The following is a 16,566-nucleotide window of genomic DNA, read 5'->3' on the forward strand; positions in this document are numbered from 1 at the left end:
CCCCGCCGTCGAGGTCATCGAGCCGACCGCCGTCGACCCGGGCCCGCGCCCCGCACCGGGGGAGACCGGTTCGTGAGCGGTGTCGAGGTGCTCTTCATCGGGTTCGGCGCGCTGACGGTCTCCGCGGGGATCCTCGCCGTCTCCAGCCGCCAGGTCGTCCACGCGGCGCTGTGGCTCGTCGTCGCGCTCGGCGCCCTCGCCGGGGTCTACCTCACCCTCGGCGCGGAGGTCGTCGCGCTCGTCCAGCTGCTCGTCTACGTCGGCGCGGTCGTCGTCCTCGTGCTCTTCGCCCTCATGCTCACCCGCGCCCCGATCGGCGTCCGCACCGACCTCGACGCCCCGCCCGGCCGCCGGGCCGGCGCCCTCGCGGCGGGCGTCGCCGTCGCGGCCCTCGTCGGCGGCACGCTGCTCGCCGCCGTCGGGGACCGCACCGTCACCCCGGACCGGGCCCGGGGCGAGGCCCGCCCGCTCGGCGAGGCCGTCTTCGGTGCCTGGCTGCTGCCCTTCGAGCTGCTCTCGGTGCTGCTGCTCGCCGCGCTGGTCGCGGCGCTCGCGGTGAGCCGCGGCGGCGGGGAGGAGGACCGGTGACGACGGCCTCCTTCGCGTCGCCGACCGGGGTCGAGCCGCGCACCGTCCGGGTCTTCGGCGAGCCCGAGGCCGGCGGCCACGTCGTCACCGGCGACCACTGGGTCGACGTCCCGCTCGACCACACGACGGCCGACGGCCCCCGGATCGCCGTCTACGCCCGCGAGGTGCGCCGCGTCGACAAGGCGGCCGCCGACCTGCCGTACCTGCTCTTCCTCCAGGGCGGCCCCGGCGGCCGCTCGCCGCTGCCCGGCGTCGACGGGCCGGGCTGGCTCTCCTGGGCGCTCGAGCGCTATCGCGTCGTGCTGCTCGACCAGCGCGGCACCGGCCGCTCCACCCCTCAGGACCGGCGCACCCTGGCCCGGCTCACCCCGCGCGAGCAGGCGGACCGGCTCGCGCACTTCCGGGCGGACGCGATCGTCGCGGACGCCGAGGTGCTGCGCCGCCGGCTCCTCGGGGACATCCCGTGGACGACGCTCGGCCAGTCCTACGGCGGCTTCTGCACGTGGACCTACCTCTCCTTCGCCCCCGAAGGCCTCGCCGGCTGCTACGTCACCGGCGGGATCCCGCCGGTCGGCGTCGCGGCCGAGGACGTCTACCGGGCGACCCACCGCGCGCTCGACCGCCGGATCGCCGCGCTGGACGCCGCCCACCCGCGCGTGCGGGCGGTCCTCGCGGACGTCGCCGCGCACCTCGTGCGGCACGGCGAGTACCTGCCGACGGGGGAGCGGCTCACCGCGCGCCGGCTCCAGGAGATCGGCACCGTCCTCGGCTCGGCGGGCGGGATCGACCTGCTCGCGCACCTCGCGGACGACGCGTGGGCGATGCCGGGGCGGCTCTCGGACACCTTCCTCGCCGGGGTCGCCGGGATCGTCTCCTACGCCCGCAACCCGCTCTACGCCCTCGTCCACGAGGCGATCTACGCCGAGACCGGCGACGAGACCCGCTGGGCCGCGCAGCGGGTGCGCGACGAACTCGGGATCGGGGTCGAGGGCGTGCCGGGCGAGGACGGCGTCGCGCGGCTGCCGCTCACCGGTGAGATGGTCTACCCGCACACCGTGACCCGGGACCCGGCGCTGGCCCCGCTCGCCGAGGCCGCCCACCTGCTCGCAGAGACGACCTGGGACCGGCCGCTCTACGACCGGGCGCGGCTCGCCCGGAGCACCGTCCCCGTGGCCGCGTGCCTCTACACGCAGGACATGTACGTCGACCCCGACCTGTCGCGCGCGACCGCGGCCGCGACCGGCGGCGTCCGCGTCGTCGAGGACGCGGTCCACCACCACGACGGCCTGCGCCGGGCCGGGGACGACGTCCTCGGGCTGCTCGACGTCGCACTCGGCGCCGTCCGGACGGCGACCGCGGCGGTGGCCGGGTGATCCACCTCGTCGGTCCGGTCGTCCTCGCGGCGGCCCTCGCCGGGACCGGGGTCTACGGCCTCCTCGCCCGCCGCAACGCCGTCCTCGTGCTCATCGGCGCCGAGCTGCTGCTCGCCGCGGCCGGTGTCCTGCTCGTCACGGCGAACGCGCTCCCGGCCGGCGGCCTGGCCCAGCTCACGGCGCAGGACGGCGGCCAGGTCGCGGAGCTGCCCGCCGACCCCCTGCTGCCCGGCCAGGTCATGACCGTCTTCGCGATCACGATCGCCGCGGCCGAGGTCGGGCTCGCGCTCGCCGTCATCCTGCTGCTCTTCCGGGCCCGCTCGACGAGCGACCTCGACGCCGTGCGCGAGCTCGGCGAGGCCTCGCCGACGCACACCGAGACGCCGGGGGCCGACGCACCGGGCGTCGACCTCCCCCGGGTCGTGGCGGCCGCCCCGCCGGCGGCTCCGGGGCCGCCCGCCGTCCCCNCGTCACCCCCTGCGGACGGTCCGCCGTCCGCCGCCCCGTCCGCAGGGGGTGACGCGTGACCGCCTCCGCCGCCGTCCTGACGATCGCGATCCCGGCGTTCGCGGCCGTCCTCGGTCTCCTCGTGGGCCGCCGCTGGGGGGCGGACACCCGCTACCTGGGCGTCGCCGGTGCCTTCGGCGCCTTGGCCGGGGCCTGCCTCGAGCTGTGGGCCGTGCTCACCGACGGGCCGCGGGAGCGGATCCCGTTCCTCGGCCTCGTCGACACCGGGGTCGGCGTGCTGCACCTCGACCTGCGGGCCGACCAGCTCAGCGCCTTCGTCGCCGTCGCGGTCGGGCTCGTCGCCTTCTGCGTGCAGGTCTACTCGACGGCGTACCTGCACGGCCCGGGGACGCCGGACGCCCCGACCCGCTACCCGGCCTACGCCGCGACCGTCTCGCTGTTCACCGCGGCGATGATGCTCGTCGTCCACGCCGACGACCTCGTGCTCCTGCTCGTCGGGTGGGAGGTCATGGGCCTGTGCTCGTACCTGCTCGTCGGCCACCACAGCGAGCGGGACTCGGCCCGGCGGGCGGCGGTCAAGGCGTTCCTCGTGACGCGCGTCGGCGACCTCGGCCTGCTGCTCGCGGTCGTCGTCCTCGTCGTCGCCGCCGGGACGACGTCGATCTCGGCCCTGACGAGTGGCACCGTCCAGCTGTCCCGCGGCACCTGGCTCGCAGTCGCCCTCCTGGTGCTCGCCGCGGCCGCCGGCAAGTCGGCCCAGTTCCCGCTGCACACCTGGCTGCCCGACGCGATGGAGGGCCCGACCCCGGTCTCGGCGCTCATCCACGCCGCGACGATGGTCGCCGCGGGCGTCTTCCTCGTGGCCCGGCTGCTGCCGGTCTTCCTCGCCTCGGACGGCGGCCTCGCGGTCGCCGCCGTCGTCGCGTCGATCACGATGCTCGGTGCCGCGCTCGCGGCGCTCGCCCAGGACGACCTCAAGCGGCTGCTCGCCTGGTCGACGGTCAGCCAGGTCGCCTACATGCTCGCGGGCGTGAGCGTCTCCGCCGCGACCGACGGCGAGGGCGTCGCCGGCGCCCAGGCCGGGATCTTCCACCTGCTCTCGCACGCGGCGTTCAAGGCCCTGCTCTTCCTCGTCGCCGGCTGCGTCACGCACGTCGTCGGCTCCACGCTGCTCGCCGACATGGGCGGCCTGCGCCGCACCCACGCCCCGCTCGCGCTGCTCCTCGGCCTCGGGCTCGCGGGCCTGGCGGGCCTCCCGCCGCTCGGCGGCTTCTGGTCCAAGGAGGCCGTGCTCACCGCGGCCGAGCACGCGGCGTCGTCCGGGGTCGGCTGGCCCGCGCAGATGGTGCTCGCGAGCGGGCTCGTGACGACGCTCGTCACCGGTGTCTACGCCGGACGGGCGTTCGCCATCGTCGCGACGGGCGACGTCCGGCCCGCGCCGGGTGCCGTCGGCGCCGCGGCCGCCGACCCGGCGCTCGTGCCCGCCGCGCAGGAGGGCGAGCCGCCCGCCGACGCGGTCGCCGACGCGGCGGTCGACGCCGACGCCGCGGTCACCGAGGACTCCCACGCACCCGCCGCGCACGCCCTGCCGCGCGCGATGGTCTGGCCGCTGTGGGTGCTCGCGGTGCCGACGGTGCTGCTCGGCCTCGTCCTCGTCCGGCCGCCCGCCCTCGTCGGCGAGGTCCACGTCGAGGTCTGGACGGCGTTCACCGGCACCCTGCTCTCGCTCGCCGGCATCGGCTGGGCGCTCACCGCGCCCGCGCTCGGCGCCCGGGACGTCGCCGACGCCCTGCCGCGCGCCGTCCGCGCCGCCCTGCGCGACGGCTACCGGATCGACGCCCTCCAGGACCTGCTCGTCGTCCGCCCGGTCCGCGCGCTGGCCCGCGCCGTCGGCCGCGGCGACCGGGACGTCGTCGACGCCTACGTCCGCGGCACGGCGACCGGCGCCGGCTGGGCCGGGTTGGTCCTGCGCCGCGCCCAGTCGGGCCTGGTCACCGGCTACCTCAGCTGGGTGCTCGCGGGCGCCGCCGTCCTCGCCGCGGTCGGGGTGGTGCTGTCGTGAGCACGTTCCTCGACTCCCTGGGCGGCTGGCTGCTCGTCGTCCTCGTCGGCGCCCCGCTCCTCGCGGCCGCCGTGCTGCTCGCCGTCGGCGACCGGGTCGGCGACCGCACCGCCGCCGAGACCGGCACCGCGGTCGCGGCCGGCACGCTGCTCGTCGCGGCGCTCGCCGCCGTCGGAGCCGCCCCCTACGACCGGCCCGGCACCGGGCTGTCGGTCGACGTCGCGTGGATCCCCGCGCTCGGCGTCCGCTTCCACCTCGGGCTCGACGGCCTCGGCGCCCCGCTCGTGCTCCTCACGGCGCTGCTCACGCTGCTCGTCTGCTGGCACCTCGTGCGGGTCCGGCCGGTCGCGGGCCGGGTCCGCGGGCTCGTCGCGTGCATCCTCACCGTCGAGTCCGGGGCGCTCGCGACGTTCACCGCGCAGGACCTCCTGCTGTTCTTCGTCGCCTTCGAGGTCGTGCTCGTGCCGATGTGGTTCGTCGTCGCGCTGTGGGGCGACGACACCCAGGCGCCGCGGGTCGGCGAGCCGTCGACGCCCCTGGCGGGCGGCGAGAGCGCCCGCCGGGACGCCGCGAACCGGTTCGTCCTCTACACCGCGCTCGGGTCGGCGGTCATGCTGCTCGGGCTCGTGCTCGTCGCCCTGCGCGCCGGGACGACGGACCTCGCGGCGCTCGCCTACGCCGGCGGCGCCGGGATGTCGACGACGACGCAGACGATCGCCGCGACGCTCATCGTGCTCGGGCTCGCCGTCAAGGCGCCGATGTTCCCGCTCCACACCTGGCTGCCGCCGGCGCACACGATCGCCCCGACCGCGGGCTCGGTGCTGCTCGCGGGCGTCCTGCTCAAGATGGGCACGTACGGCCTGGTCCGGGTCGCGGTCCCCGTCGTGCCGGACGGCGTCCGCGCCATCGCGCCGTTCCTCGGCGCCCTCGGGGTCGCGGGCATCCTCTGGGGCGGCCTCGCCTGTCTCGTCGAACGCGACCTCAAGCGCCTCGTCGCCTTCTCCTCGGTGGCGCACATGGGCTTCGTGCTCCTCGGGGTGGCCTCGATGACACCGCAGGGTCTGCAGGGCGCGCTCTTCGCGAACGTCGCCCACGGCCTCATCACGGGCCTGCTCTTCCTCGTCGTCGGCGGCCTCAAGGACCGCCGCCACACCGCGGACCTCGAGGGTCTCGGCAGCGGCCTGCGCGACCGGCTGCCCCGGCTCGGCTGGCTGCTCGCCTTCGGTGCCGTCGCCGGGCTCGGGCTGCCCGGGCTCGCCGGGTTCTGGGGCGAGCTGCTCGCGATCGTCGGTGCCTGGAACGGCGAGGGCGCGCTCGGTCCGCTCGCCCGGCCGCTCGCCGTCCTCGCCGCGGTCGGCACGGCGCTCGCCGCCGCGTACCTGCTCCGCGTGCTCTTCCTCGTCTGGCACGGGCCGAACGGCCGCAGCGCCGGGGCGGCCGGGCCGGCCGCGCTCTTCGCGCCGGTCACCGTCGGCGACGCGACGACCCACGAGGTCGCCGTCGCCGCGCCGCTCGTCGTCGCGACCGTCGTCCTCGGGCTGCTGCCCTGGCTGCTCCTCGACGTCACGGCACCGATCGTCCGGGTGCTCCTCGCGGGGGTGGGCTCGTGAGCGCCATCACCGGGGTCCAGGCCGTCGACCCGCTCGCGCTCGCGCCCGCGATCGCCACGCTCGGGACGATCCTCGTCCTCGTGCTCGTCGACGCGGTCGCCCCGGCCGCCGCCCGGCTGCGCCGGGTGCACGACGCCGTCGCGCTCGCCGGGCTCGTGGTCTCCGGGGTGTTCGTCGCCGTCCTCGGCGTCGCCGCCACCGGGCGCGACCTCGGCCCGGTCGCCGGGGCCGCCGTTCGCTCGACGGTCTGCGTGGCCGGCCAGGGCGAGTACACCCTGCCGACGTGCTCGTTCGTCGTCTCGCCGCTCACCCTGACGCTGCAGGCCGTCGTCGTCGTCGGGGCGATCGTGTGCCTGCTGCTCGCCGTCGACGGGCCGGGCGCGCGCGACCGGTCGGTGCACCACCTGCTGCTCCTCGCCACCGTGACCGGCGCCCTCGTGCTCGCCGGCTCGCGCGACCTGGCGACCCTCGTCGTCGCGTTCGAGACGGCGTCGCTGCCCGTCATCGGCCTCGTCGCGCTGCGCCGCGACGCCCAGGGGGCGCAGGGCGCGGTGACGCTGCTGCTCACCGCGGTCGCCTCGCTCGGGCTGCTCCTCGTCGGTGTCGCGATGCTCCTGCTCGCGACCGGGTCGCTGCACCTGGACCGGATCGCGGCCGCAGTCGGCGACCCGACCCTGCCCGACTCGGTGCGGGTCGTCGCGGTCGCGGGCACCCTGCTCGCCGTCGCCGGCATCGCCTTCAAGCTCTCCGTCGTCCCGTTCCACCTCTGGACGCCGGACACCTACGCCGGCGCCCCGCTGCCGGTCGCGGCGTTCCTCTCCGTCGTCTCCAAGGCCGCGGGCCTCGCCGCCGTCGTCGTCCTGCTCGGGGTCGGGCTGCCCGCCCTCGGGGACGCCTGGTCGCCCGCGGTCGCCGTCCTCGCCGCCCTGACCCTCACCGTCGGCAACCTCGTCGCGCTGCGCCAGACGGTCGCCGTCCGGCTGCTCGCGTGGTCGACCGTCGCCCAGGCCGGCTGGGTCGTGCTGCCGCTCGGGGCGGTCGCGTCGGGCACCCCCGGCGACGCCCGGCAGGCGGTCGCGGCCTCCGTCGGGTACCTCGTCGCCTACGGCGTCGCGAGCCTGCTCGCCTTCAGCGTCGTCGTCCTGCTCGCCCGGCACCACCCCGCGGGCGAGGACCACACGCTCGAGGCCTACCGCGGCCTGGCCCGACGGGAGCCGGTCGCCGCCGCCGCCCTCGGGTTCGCCCTGCTCTGCCTCGCGGGCCTGCCGCCCGGTCTCGTCGGGCTCGTCGCCAAGGTCGTCGCCGTCCGCCCGCTCGTCGACGCCGGCGTCTGGTGGCTCGCGGTCGTCGCGGCGGCCAACGTCGCCCTCGGCGTCGCGTACTACCTGCGCTGGACGGCGCTGCTCGTCGTCCGCCCGACCGCGGTCCCGCCGACGTGGCGGGTCAGGCCGGCCGAGGGGATCGCGCTCGGCGTGTCCCTCGCGCTGTGCGTCGCGTTCTCGGTCCTGCCGCAGGTCGTCGCCGGGCTGGTCCCGACCGCCCTTCGCTGAGCCGGGCCGGTCCGCCGCCGCGCCACCGGCCGTGCCTGGGAGTCCGCTGGGAGCCTGCTGGGCCGGGAACGACGCCCCCGGGGCCCGCGTTGACACGTGTGGATGCCGGACGTCGGCACCACGGAAGGAGCACGGAACCGCGATGGGCCACCGCCACTTCAACGGTCTCAAGACCGCTGTCCTGCTCGGCGGGCTGTCGGCACTTCTCCTCGTCGTCGGCAACCTGCTGCTGGGCCGGACGGGTCTGTTCATCGGGCTGTTCGCGGCCCTGGCCATGAACGCCTACGGGTACTGGAACTCCGACAAGCTCGCGCTGCGGGCGATGCGGGCGCGGCCGGTGAGCGAGGCCGAGCAGCCGGCGATGTACCGGATCGTCCGGGAGCTCTCCACGGCCGCGCGGCAGCCGATGCCGCGGCTCTACGTCTCCCCGACGAACGCGCCGAACGCGTTCGCGACGGGCCGCAACCCGCGCAACGCCGCCGTCTGCTGCACCGAGGGGATCCTCCAGATCCTCGACGAGCGCGAGCTGCGGGGCGTGCTCGGGCACGAGCTCATGCACGTCTACAACCGCGACATCCTCACGGCGTCCGTCGCCGGGGCGGTCGCGAGCGCGATCACCTTCATCGCCCAGTTCGGGATGTTCTTCGGCGGCGGCAGCGACGACGAGGACCGGCCGAACCCGGTCGTGCTCATCGGCCTCATGATCCTCGGCCCGCTCGCGGCCGGCGTCGTCCAGATGGCGATCAGCCGCACCCGCGAGTACGACGCCGACGAGGACGGCGCGCGGCTCACCGGCGACCCGCTCGCCCTCGCGAGCGCGCTGCGCAAGCTCGAGTCCGGCACGAACCGGCTGCCGCTGCCGCCCGAGCGCGACCTCGTCAACGCGAGCCACATGATGATCGCCAACCCGTTCCGCGCGGGCGGCGTCTCGCGGGTCTTCTCGACCCACCCGCCGATGCCGGAGCGGATCGCCCGGCTCGAGGCGATGGCCGGCTACCGGCGCTGAGGCGCCCGCCGCACCGGCCGGTGACGCTGCACCGCCCGATCACGACAGACCCGTCCCCGAGCGCGAGGAACAGGTAGTTTCGGACCGTGAGCCGACCCGGACGCCCCGACCGACCCAACGCCCGCCCGACCCGGCCGGGCGCCGGCCGGGGCGCGCCGGTGGCGCCGGTCCCGCTCGAGAAGGGCCGGGCCCGGGGGGTGCTCGGCGGGCTGCTCCTCTTCGCGGGCGGCTTCGCGGCCGGGGCGATGGAGTTCCTCCTCACGGGCGTGGCCGGCCCGGCCTACCTGCTCGGCATCTCCGTCGGCCTGGCCGGCATCGGCATCGTCGGGTTCTTCCTCAACCGGGGCACGGTGCCGCGCCCCGAGGAGGCCATCTGGAAGCCGCAGGGGCTGAAGCCGTGGATCTCGGCGCTCGGCCTGCCCGTCACGGCCGTCACCGCGGTCTTCTACACGCTGCTGCTCGTCGGCATCGTCGGCAACTTCGTCGTGCCGGTGTTCTTCCGCCGCTGAGGTGTGACGCGTCCGGTGCCTCCCCGTGGAAGCGGAGGGGACGCCGTCCGGTTGGCTGTCGGTATGAGCCGACTGTTCACGCCTCTCACGCTGCGCGGGACGACGTTCCGCAACCGGGCCTGGGTGGCCCCGATGTGCCAGTACTCCTCGGTCGACGGCTTCCCGACGGACTGGCACCTCGTGCACCTCGGCGCGCGGGCGGCGGGCGGTGCCGGGCTCGTCCTCACCGAGGCGACGGCGGTGACGCCCGAGGGCCGGATCAGCCCCGCGGACGCCGGGATCTGGAGCGACGAGCAGGCGCAGGCGTACGAGCGGATCACCGCGTTCGTCGCGGGCCAGGGCGCCGTCCCCGGGATCCAGCTCGGGCACGCCGGCCGCAAGGCGTCCTCGCAGCGGCCGTGGGACGGCGACGGCTGGGTCGAGGAGCCGGACGGCGGCTGGCAGCCGGTCGCGCCGTCCGCGCTGGCGCACGGCGACGGGCCGACGCCCAAGGAGCTCTCGACCGCCGACATCGCCGGTCTCGTGGGCGCGTTCGCCGCCGCCGCGGTCCGCGCCGACGCCGCGGGCTTCGAGGTCGCCGAGGTGCACGCCGCGCACGGGTACCTCGTCCACGAGTTCCTGTCCCCGCTCGCGAACGAGCGGGCCGACGGCTACGGCGGCGGCCTCGAGGGCCGCGCCCGGTTCCTGCTCGAGGTCGTGGACGGCGTCCGCGCGGTCTGGCCGGACCGCAAGCCGCTGTTCGTCCGGTTCTCCGCGACCGACTGGGTCGAGGGCGGCTGGACGATCGAGGAGACCGTCGAGGTGTCCCGGTGGCTCGCCGGACGCGGGGTCGACCTCGTCGACGTCTCCAGCGGCGGGGTCTCGCCGCAGCAGCGGATCGCCGCCGGGCCGGGCTACCAGGTGCCGCTCGCGCGGGCCGTCCGGGCGGGCAGCGGGCTGCCGACCGCGGCGGTCGGGCTCATCACCGAGCCGGCGCAGGCCGAGCAGGTGCTCGTCGAGGGCTCGGCGGACGCCGTCCTGCTCGCCCGGGCGGTGATCCGGGACCCGGCGTGGCCGCTCCGCGCGCAGCACGTGCTCGACGGGGACCGGCACCCGGCGACGGCGACGCCGTGGCCGGACCAGTACCTGCGCGGCGCCTGGCGCTGAGCCGGGGGTCGGCCGTCGGCGGTCGGCGGTCGGCCGGGAGCGGGCTCAGGCCGGCGGCCGGTCGGCGGACCAGCGCCGGAAGACCCCGAGCAGCTCCTCGCGGGTCGTGTCGTCGAGCCGGTCGACGTCGTCCTGCGCGAGGGTGCCGGTGACCGCGACCGTGGTGCGGAACTGCTCGAGGACCGCGCTGCAGCCGTCGCAGTCGGCCAGGTGCTCGTCGAGCAGGGCCCGCTCGGTGGTCGGGAGCGCGTCGTCGAGGTAGTCCGTGATGAGCATGACGACCTGCGTGCAGGTCAGGTCGTCGTCCTCGGGGACGTCCTGCGTCACGACGCCCTCCCTTCACCGGCCGTCAGATGCGCGTCGAGCGCCAGACGAACCTTCGCACGCGCGCGATGCAGGAGCACGCGCTGGTTGCCCTCCGAGATGCCGAGCGCCGCGGCGACCTCCGGGCCGGTCCAGCCGTCGACGTCCCGCAGCGTGATGACCGCGCGCTGGCTCTCCGGGAGCGCAGCGACGGCCTGCGCGACGACGGCGCGGGTCTCGCCCGCGAGCGCGGAGGCCTCGGGGTCCTCGGTCCACGGGGTCGGCGGCGTCGTCCAGTGGCCGGGGTACTCGCCGTCCGGGCCCTGGAAGCGTTCGGGGCCGAAGCCGGCGACGCCGTCGTCCGCGGGGCCGAGGGACGTGAACGGCACCGTCCGCGCCTCCTTCACCGCGAGGCTCCGGGCGACGTTGACGAGGATCGAGACGACCCAGGTCCGCAGCGACGACCGGCCCTCGAACCGGTCGATGCCGCGCAGGACGGCGATCCAGGTCTCCTGGACGACGTCCCCGACCGCCTCGTCGGTGCGCACGTACCCGCGGGCGATCCGGCGCAGCATCGGGTGGAACCGTTCGACGACCTCGGCGAACGCCTGCTCGTCGCCGCGGCGCAGCGCCTCGACGACGGCGGCGTCGCCGGCCATGACCATGTCGACCACGTGCGCATTGTGGTCCTCCCGGAGTGCCCGGGGCGAGAGTTGATCTCGCCCCGGGCGGTTACGAGGTTCTTACGGGTCGGGTCGGGTCGGGTCCGGTCGTCCGGTCGTCCCGTCAGGCGGTCGCGATGATCGGGCAGTTGACGACCACGTCGCTCGGGCCCCAGGCGCCGCCGCCGGGTGCGGAGACGGCGTGGTCGGCGGCGAGGTCCTCGACGTCCGCGAAGCGGGTGACGCGCTCCGGCGTGGTGCCCGCGGCCCACTCGGTGAGGTGCACGTCCCACAGCGGCGAGTACCGCCCCTGGTTCGGCGTCCACGCGAGCACGTTGAGCGGGTCGCCCTGGCCGAGCAGGGCGCTGTTGATGCCCTGCCGGGTCGCCGGGCTGCCCGTCGGGCCGTTGACGAACGCCGCGAGCGAGGCCCGGGCGGACGCCGTGCTGTCGTCGCCGGGGGACGGCGCGGCGTTGAGCCGGGGCGCGTACGTCGAGCCCTCGAGCGCGGCCGGGCCCTCGGCGGTGGCGTCCGTCGACAGGTAGACGACGGCGTCGCCGCGGGCGAACCCGTCGGTGAGCGCGAGGGTGACGGTCTTCTTCGCCCGGTCGATCCGCACGACCTTGTCGTGCAGGCCGGTGCCGTTGCCGATCTGCGGCGCGTTGAGGTAGGACCCGTCCGGCAGCCGGACGATCGGCGAGTAGCCGGCGTCGCCGCGCGAGCCGGGGGTGGCGACGACGGGCGGCCAGCCGGTGCCGGGCGTGCCGGCGACGGCGTGCACGGGGGAGAAGTCGACGGTGCCGGAGAAGACGATCGTGCCCCTGTCGAGCGTCACGGCCTGGCTCGCGGCGCGGCCGGTGTTCGCGAGCTTGTTGACGACGCCGACCCCGTACCTCGCGGCGGCCGACGACGTCGACGCCTCGATGACGACGTAGTCGACCGTGCGGCCGTCGGCGTAGCGACCGGTGCGCAGCGGGAACGTCGCCGTGCGGTCGGCATTCACGGTGACGCCGGGGACGAAGACCGTGCGACCGGCCGCCGCGGCGGGGCCGGCCAGCACGGTGGCCGTGAGGCCGGTGGCGGTCAGGGCGAGAGCGGCGGTCAGGGCGACCGCTCGCAGGCGTGGACGGGCAGCGGGGGACATCCGTGGCTCCTCGGTGCGGCCCGCGGTCGCGGGCGTTCACCGGTGGGTGCGACGCGACGTCCCCCGCGTTACGCCGGCGGGCCCGCGGATCGCCCGGCGGCTGCCTCGTCGACGGTGACGACGGCGCGGTCGGGGTAGAAGGCGACCGCTCCGGCGAGCTCGGCGGCGTCCGGCAGCGGCTCCTCGTAGCTCCACGCGACGTCCTCGCGCGCGGTGCCCCCGGTCGTCACGGCCCAGTACGACGCCTGGCCCTTGTACGCGCAGGCGGACGTCGTCGCGGTCGCCTCGAGGTCCACGAGGACGTCCTCGCGTGGCAGGTAGTACCGCGGCGGCAGCCCGGTCTCGAAGACGACGAGCGGCCGCGTCGAGCGCGCGACGAGGACGCCGTCCACCTCGACCCGGACCTCGGCCTTGCCGTGCCGCACGTCGACCCGGTGGAACGGGTCGCGCGGGTGGCCGCCGATCTCGTCGTCCTCCTCGAACCAGCGCAGCGCCTCGCCGTCGAGGCCGACCCGGCCGCCGAGGTCGGGGTCGGCGTAGGCGAACGCCGCGGCGGGGGCCGTGCCGTCCGCCGTCCGGACGTCGTACGCCGCGCCGGCCGTCGTGTGCACCGCGAACGGCACGTCCGGGAAGACCGGACCCGCGCCCGCGGGTGCCTCGGGCGCCGGACCGGCCGCCTCAACGAGGTCCGCCACGACGTCGGCCCGGGGCACCGCGTACCCGGGGACGACCCGCCGCGGCTCCCAGACGAGGACGGCGTCCCGGGAGTCCGCGACGAGAGTGTCGCCGAGGTAGGCGCGCACCCGCTTGCGGGTCGGCTCGACCCTCAGGTCGCCGAGGGTGCCGTGCAGCAGCGTGGAGAGCGTCGTCGCCATACGGCCATCATCCCTTGACGGCGCCCTCGGTGCCGCCCCGCACGAAGTGCCGCTGGAAGGCGAAGAACACCAGGGCCACCGGGACCGTCATGAGCAGGGCCGCCGCGAGCTTGAGCGGGTACTGGTTTCCGGAGCCGAGCTGCCCGGAGACGAGCGAGGCGACGCCGGTCGTCAGGGTGTTCAGCTCGGGGCTCTGCCGGGACACGATGAAGTGCGGCAGCTCGTTCCAGGAGCCCTGGAACGACAGGATCGTCAGCGTGATGAGCGCCGGGCGGGCCATCGGGAGGACGACCGACCAGAAGATCCGGAACGGGCCCGCGCCGTCGATGCGCGCGGCCTCCTCGACGCTCACCGGCACCGACTCGAAGAACTGCTTCATGATGAACACGCCTGCCGCGTCGGCGAGCAGCGGCACGATCATCCCGGAGTACGAGTCGTACATGCCGAACTGGTTGAGCACGAGGAACTTCGGGATGAGCAGGACGACGCCGGGCACCGCCATGACCGCGATGACGGCGGCGAACAGCGCCCCGCGCCCGCGGAACCGCAGCCGGGCCAGCGCGTAGCCGGCGAGGGAGTCGAAGAAGACCCGGCCGGCCGTGACGACGAGCGCGACGACGAACGAGTTGAGGAACCAGCGCGGGTAGTCCGCCTCGGCGAGCCGGCCGAACGCGGCCGACGTCACCGGGTCCGGCCAGAGCGCGAGCGGGTGCGCGGTGGAGTCGGCCTCGGTCTTGAAGCTCGTCGCGAGCTGGATGAGGAACGGGTAGATGTAGACGAGCGCGAAGACGACGAGAACGGTGTAGCCCGCCACCCGTCCGAGGCCGCCGCGGCGGCGGCCCGGTCCTGCCGGGGCCGAGACGGGTGCAGGCCGGGCACCCGTGGTGGTCGTGGTCATCGGGACACCTCCGCCGTCGGGCCGGCACCGGAGCGTGCGGCCTTCGCCGCGCGCCGCACCGCGGCGCGCTCGCGGCCGTCGTCCTTGTCGCGCAGCACGAACCGCTGCACGAGGGTGAGGGCGACGATGATCGCGAAGAGGATGAACGCGATGGCGCTGCCCTGGCCCCACTCGTTGTTGTTGAACGATGACTGGTACGACAGGTACGCCGGGGTGAGCGTCGTCTTGCCCGGCGCGCCCTGGCTCATGACGTAGATCTGGTCGAACACCTGCCAGGTGCCGATGAGGCCCAGGGTCAGCACGAGGAACAGCGTGGGCCGCAGCATCGGCAGGGTCACGTACCGGAACCGCTGCCACCGGCCCGCCCCGTCGATCTCCGCGGCCTCCTCGACCTCGACGGGGATGTCCTGCAGCGCCGCGAGGAACATGAGCATGAACGTGCCGGCCGTCGTCCAGACGACGAGCGCGATGATCGCGCACATCGCGACGCTCGGGCCCGCGAGCCAGTCCCACAGCGTGAGCCCGCCCACGGAGCGGCCCGCGAGGGCCGCGGGCGGTGCGTCGGTGTCGACCCCGAGCCCGCCGAGGACCAGGTGGACGACGCCGCGCGGGTCGGCGAACCACGACGGCCCGTCGACGCCGATCTTCGCGAGCAGCGAGTTGACGACGCCGCTGGACGAGAAGACGAAGAGGAACACGACGGAGACCGCGACCGAGCTCGTCACCGACGGGAAGTAGTACGCGGTCCTGAAGAAGCCCTTGCCCTTGAGGCGTTTGCCGTTGAGCACGAGCGCGAGCCCGAGGGCGAGCACCGTCTGCAGCGGCACGACGAAGAGCACGTAGTAGGCGTTGTTGCGCAGGCTCGTCATGAAGTCGGTCTGCGCGAGCCCGGGGGTCGTGAGGAGCTCGGAGTAGTTGCCGCCGCCGACGAACCCCACGCCGTTGCCGAACGGGCTGCCCTGGCCCTGCCAGTCGGACAGGCTCACCCACAGCGCCATCGCGATCGGCACGACGAGGAAGAGCCCGAGGACGAGCAGGACCGGTGCGACGAACAGCCAGCCGGCGAGGCCCTCGCGGCCGCGGATGCCGCCGCCCGGCCCCCGCCCGCGCCCCTGGGAGGGCGCGGACGGGGGAGCAGCGACAGCGGGTGCGCCGACGCCCGCGGTCATGCCCGCGCTCACGGCCGCACCGTCACTTGCCGACGACCGCGGACGCGTTCGTCTGCAGCCGCGCGAGGATCTGCTTCGTGTCGGCCTTCGGCAGGCCCTGCAGGCCGGTGTCGAAGTCGGCGAGCACCTGGTCGATCTTCGCGACCTTGACCGGGCCCTGCGCGTAGGCGGCACCCTCGATGAACGCCTTGTCCTGCGGGAACTGCGCGACGTAGTCGGCCTGCGCCGACTGCCGCGACGGCATGACGCCGAACGCCTTCGCGAAGCCGAGCTGGGCGTCCTTCGTCGTCATGGCCTTGACGAAGTCGACGGCTGCGGCCTTGTTCGCGCTCTTCGCCGCGACCCCCCAGCACTGCGTGAACGCGAGGGTGCCCTGACCCTTCGGGCCGGCGGGCAGCGGGGCGACCGTGTACTTCACGTCCGGGAAGTCGTTCTTCATCGCTCCCGAGATCCAGTTACCCTCGATGGTCATCGCGGCCTTCTGCTTGCCGAAGGCCTCGCCGGACCACCCGGAGTCGAGCTGCTTGGGGTACTTCGCCACCCCGCTGGCGAGCAGCGACTTCACGTAGTCGAGCGCCTGCAGGTTCTCCGGGCTGTCCGCGGTGACCTGGGTGCCGTCCTTGCTCGTCACCCAGCCGCCGGCCTGGACCATGAAGGCGCCGATCCGGTCACGGGTGTCGCCGAGCGCGAGCCCGACCTGGTCGCCGGTGGTGAGCTTCTTCGCGACGGTCGCGAGCTCCTCCCAGGTCTTCGGGACGTCGGCGTCGGTGAGGCCCGCCTTCGACCACGCCGCGGTGTTGATCTCGAGCGCGAGCGTCGAGAAGTCCTTGGGGATGCAGTAGAGCTTGCCGTCCTGGGTGAACGCCTCGCGCAGGTTCGGGTAGAAGTCGTCCTTCTCGGGGAAGGCGTCGCCGTAGGCCTCGAGGCTGCCCGCGCTCGCGTACGTCGCGAACCGGCCGGCGTCCATGTAGAAGACGTCCGGCGGGTTGCCGGACGCGAAGCCCTGCCCGAGCTGCTGGGCGATGTCCTGGGCCTGGACGACCTCGGCCTTGTTGCCGGAGGCCGTGGCCCACGCCGCCGCGGCGTCGTTGACGGCCTTGGTCTCTGCGTCGCCGCTGGAGGCGATGAGCACCTTGATCGACGCGGGGCCGGACGACGCCTGGGTCGCGCTGCTGCCGCCGGAGTCGAAGCCGCTCCCGCCGC

The 16,566-nt window shown here is 75.3% G+C and carries 16 protein-coding genes; 9 read left to right on the top strand and 7 right to left on the bottom strand.

All coding sequences use genetic code 11. The features are described 5' to 3' along the window. Positions 1-72: 72 nt before the first annotated feature. The 9 genes from ECOMGDLI_RS14540 to ECOMGDLI_RS14580 all read left to right on the top strand — a co-directional run bounded on the left by ECOMGDLI_RS14540 (position 73) and on the right by ECOMGDLI_RS14580 (position 10,312). Complete coding sequence (locus ECOMGDLI_RS14540) at positions 73-588, top strand: NADH-quinone oxidoreductase subunit J (RefSeq protein WP_088285651.1); 516 nt, start codon at positions 73-75, stop codon at positions 586-588. Further along, positions 585-1,961: an alpha/beta fold hydrolase gene (locus ECOMGDLI_RS14545; RefSeq protein WP_088317546.1), complete on the top strand. Its 1,377-nt coding sequence runs from the start codon at positions 585-587 to the stop codon at positions 1,959-1,961. Before ECOMGDLI_RS14540 ends, ECOMGDLI_RS14545 begins: the two co-directional genes overlap by 4 nt. Then, the coding region (locus tag ECOMGDLI_RS14550; RefSeq protein ID WP_143447716.1) for an NADH-quinone oxidoreductase subunit K at positions 1,958-2,428 on the top strand (471 nt) is incomplete at its 3' end. The genes ECOMGDLI_RS14545 and ECOMGDLI_RS14550, both read left to right, overlap by 4 nt. Before the next feature lie 56 nt (positions 2,429-2,484). Continuing rightward, positions 2,485-4,491, top strand: a complete 2,007-nt coding sequence (locus ECOMGDLI_RS14555) for an NADH-quinone oxidoreductase subunit L (RefSeq protein WP_088317548.1) — start codon at positions 2,485-2,487, stop codon at positions 4,489-4,491. Then, positions 4,488-6,101 (top strand): NuoM family protein, encoded by a 1,614-nt coding sequence (locus ECOMGDLI_RS14560; protein ID WP_088317549.1) that lies wholly within the window; start codon positions 4,488-4,490, stop codon positions 6,099-6,101. The genes ECOMGDLI_RS14555 and ECOMGDLI_RS14560 overlap by 4 nt, the downstream gene beginning before the upstream one ends. Further along, entirely contained in the window at positions 6,098-7,651 is a 1,554-nt protein-coding gene (locus ECOMGDLI_RS14565; protein WP_088317550.1) for an NADH-quinone oxidoreductase subunit N, read from the top strand. The genes ECOMGDLI_RS14560 and ECOMGDLI_RS14565 overlap by 4 nt, the downstream gene beginning before the upstream one ends. A gap of 142 nt (positions 7,652-7,793) precedes the next feature. Further along, entirely contained in the window at positions 7,794-8,657 is an 864-nt protein-coding gene (gene htpX / locus ECOMGDLI_RS14570; RefSeq protein ID WP_088317551.1) for a zinc metalloprotease HtpX, read from the top strand. 86 nt (positions 8,658-8,743) lie between these two features. Beyond that, positions 8,744-9,166: a hypothetical protein gene (locus tag ECOMGDLI_RS14575; RefSeq protein WP_143447715.1), complete on the top strand. Its 423-nt coding sequence runs from the start codon at positions 8,744-8,746 to the stop codon at positions 9,164-9,166. A 63-nt stretch (positions 9,167-9,229) separates the two neighbouring features. Beyond that, a complete protein-coding gene (locus ECOMGDLI_RS14580; protein ID WP_088317553.1) occupies positions 9,230-10,312 on the top strand; it encodes an NADH:flavin oxidoreductase/NADH oxidase in 1,083 nt (360 codons plus the stop codon). A gap of 45 nt (positions 10,313-10,357) precedes the next feature. Here ECOMGDLI_RS14580 and ECOMGDLI_RS14585 read toward each other — a convergent pair whose 3' ends face one another. The 7 genes from ECOMGDLI_RS14585 to ECOMGDLI_RS14615 form a co-directional block, all read right to left on the bottom strand. Then, complete coding sequence (locus ECOMGDLI_RS14585; RefSeq protein WP_088317554.1) at positions 10,358-10,639, bottom strand: anti-sigma factor; 282 nt, start codon at positions 10,637-10,639, stop codon at positions 10,358-10,360. Continuing rightward, positions 10,636-11,280, bottom strand: coding sequence for an RNA polymerase sigma factor (locus ECOMGDLI_RS14590; RefSeq protein ID WP_088317560.1), 645 nt, complete (start codon positions 11,278-11,280; stop codon positions 10,636-10,638). The genes ECOMGDLI_RS14585 and ECOMGDLI_RS14590 overlap by 4 nt, the downstream gene beginning before the upstream one ends. A 121-nt stretch (positions 11,281-11,401) precedes the next feature. Next, a complete protein-coding gene (locus ECOMGDLI_RS14595; RefSeq protein ID WP_088317555.1) occupies positions 11,402-12,421 on the bottom strand; it encodes a hypothetical protein in 1,020 nt (339 codons plus the stop codon). A 68-nt stretch (positions 12,422-12,489) separates the two neighbouring features. Beyond that, positions 12,490-13,296, bottom strand: a complete 807-nt coding sequence (locus ECOMGDLI_RS14600; protein ID WP_088317556.1) for a DUF427 domain-containing protein — start codon at positions 13,294-13,296, stop codon at positions 12,490-12,492. Between the two features lie 7 nt (positions 13,297-13,303). Continuing rightward, positions 13,304-14,194: a carbohydrate ABC transporter permease gene (locus tag ECOMGDLI_RS14605; protein ID WP_088317557.1), complete on the bottom strand. Its 891-nt coding sequence runs from the start codon at positions 14,192-14,194 to the stop codon at positions 13,304-13,306. Beyond that, positions 14,191-15,363: a carbohydrate ABC transporter permease gene (locus ECOMGDLI_RS14610; protein WP_088317558.1), complete on the bottom strand. Its 1,173-nt coding sequence runs from the start codon at positions 15,361-15,363 to the stop codon at positions 14,191-14,193. Before ECOMGDLI_RS14610 ends, ECOMGDLI_RS14605 begins: the two co-directional genes overlap by 4 nt. Before the next feature lie 22 nt (positions 15,364-15,385). Beyond that, positions 15,386-16,566, bottom strand: a 1,181-nt coding sequence (locus ECOMGDLI_RS14615; RefSeq protein ID WP_088317559.1) for an extracellular solute-binding protein, incomplete at its 5' end; no start/stop codon positions are given.

The sequence above is a fragment of the Kineosporia sp. R_H_3 genome (assembly GCF_002198675.1).
In the GTDB taxonomy this organism is placed as follows: domain Bacteria; phylum Actinomycetota; class Actinomycetes; order Actinomycetales; family Kineosporiaceae; genus R-H-3.

Coding starts and splice junctions, on each gene's coding strand:
- ECOMGDLI_RS14605 (WP_088317557.1), bottom strand. CDS start 14,194: ATGACCACGACCACCACGGGTGCCCGGCCTGCACCCGTCTCGGCCCCG.
- ECOMGDLI_RS14580 (WP_088317553.1), top strand. CDS start 9,230: ATGAGCCGACTGTTCACGCCTCTCACGCTGCGCGGGACGACGTTCCGC.
- ECOMGDLI_RS14595 (WP_088317555.1), bottom strand. CDS start 12,421: ATGTCCCCCGCTGCCCGTCCACGCCTGCGAGCGGTCGCCCTGACCGCC.
- ECOMGDLI_RS14610 (WP_088317558.1), bottom strand. CDS start 15,363: ATGACCGCGGGCGTCGGCGCACCCGCTGTCGCTGCTCCCCCGTCCGCG.
- htpX (WP_088317551.1), top strand. CDS start 7,794: ATGGGCCACCGCCACTTCAACGGTCTCAAGACCGCTGTCCTGCTCGGC.
- ECOMGDLI_RS14590 (WP_088317560.1), bottom strand. CDS start 11,280: ATGGTCATGGCCGGCGACGCCGCCGTCGTCGAGGCGCTGCGCCGCGGC.
- ECOMGDLI_RS14600 (WP_088317556.1), bottom strand. CDS start 13,296: ATGGCGACGACGCTCTCCACGCTGCTGCACGGCACCCTCGGCGACCTG.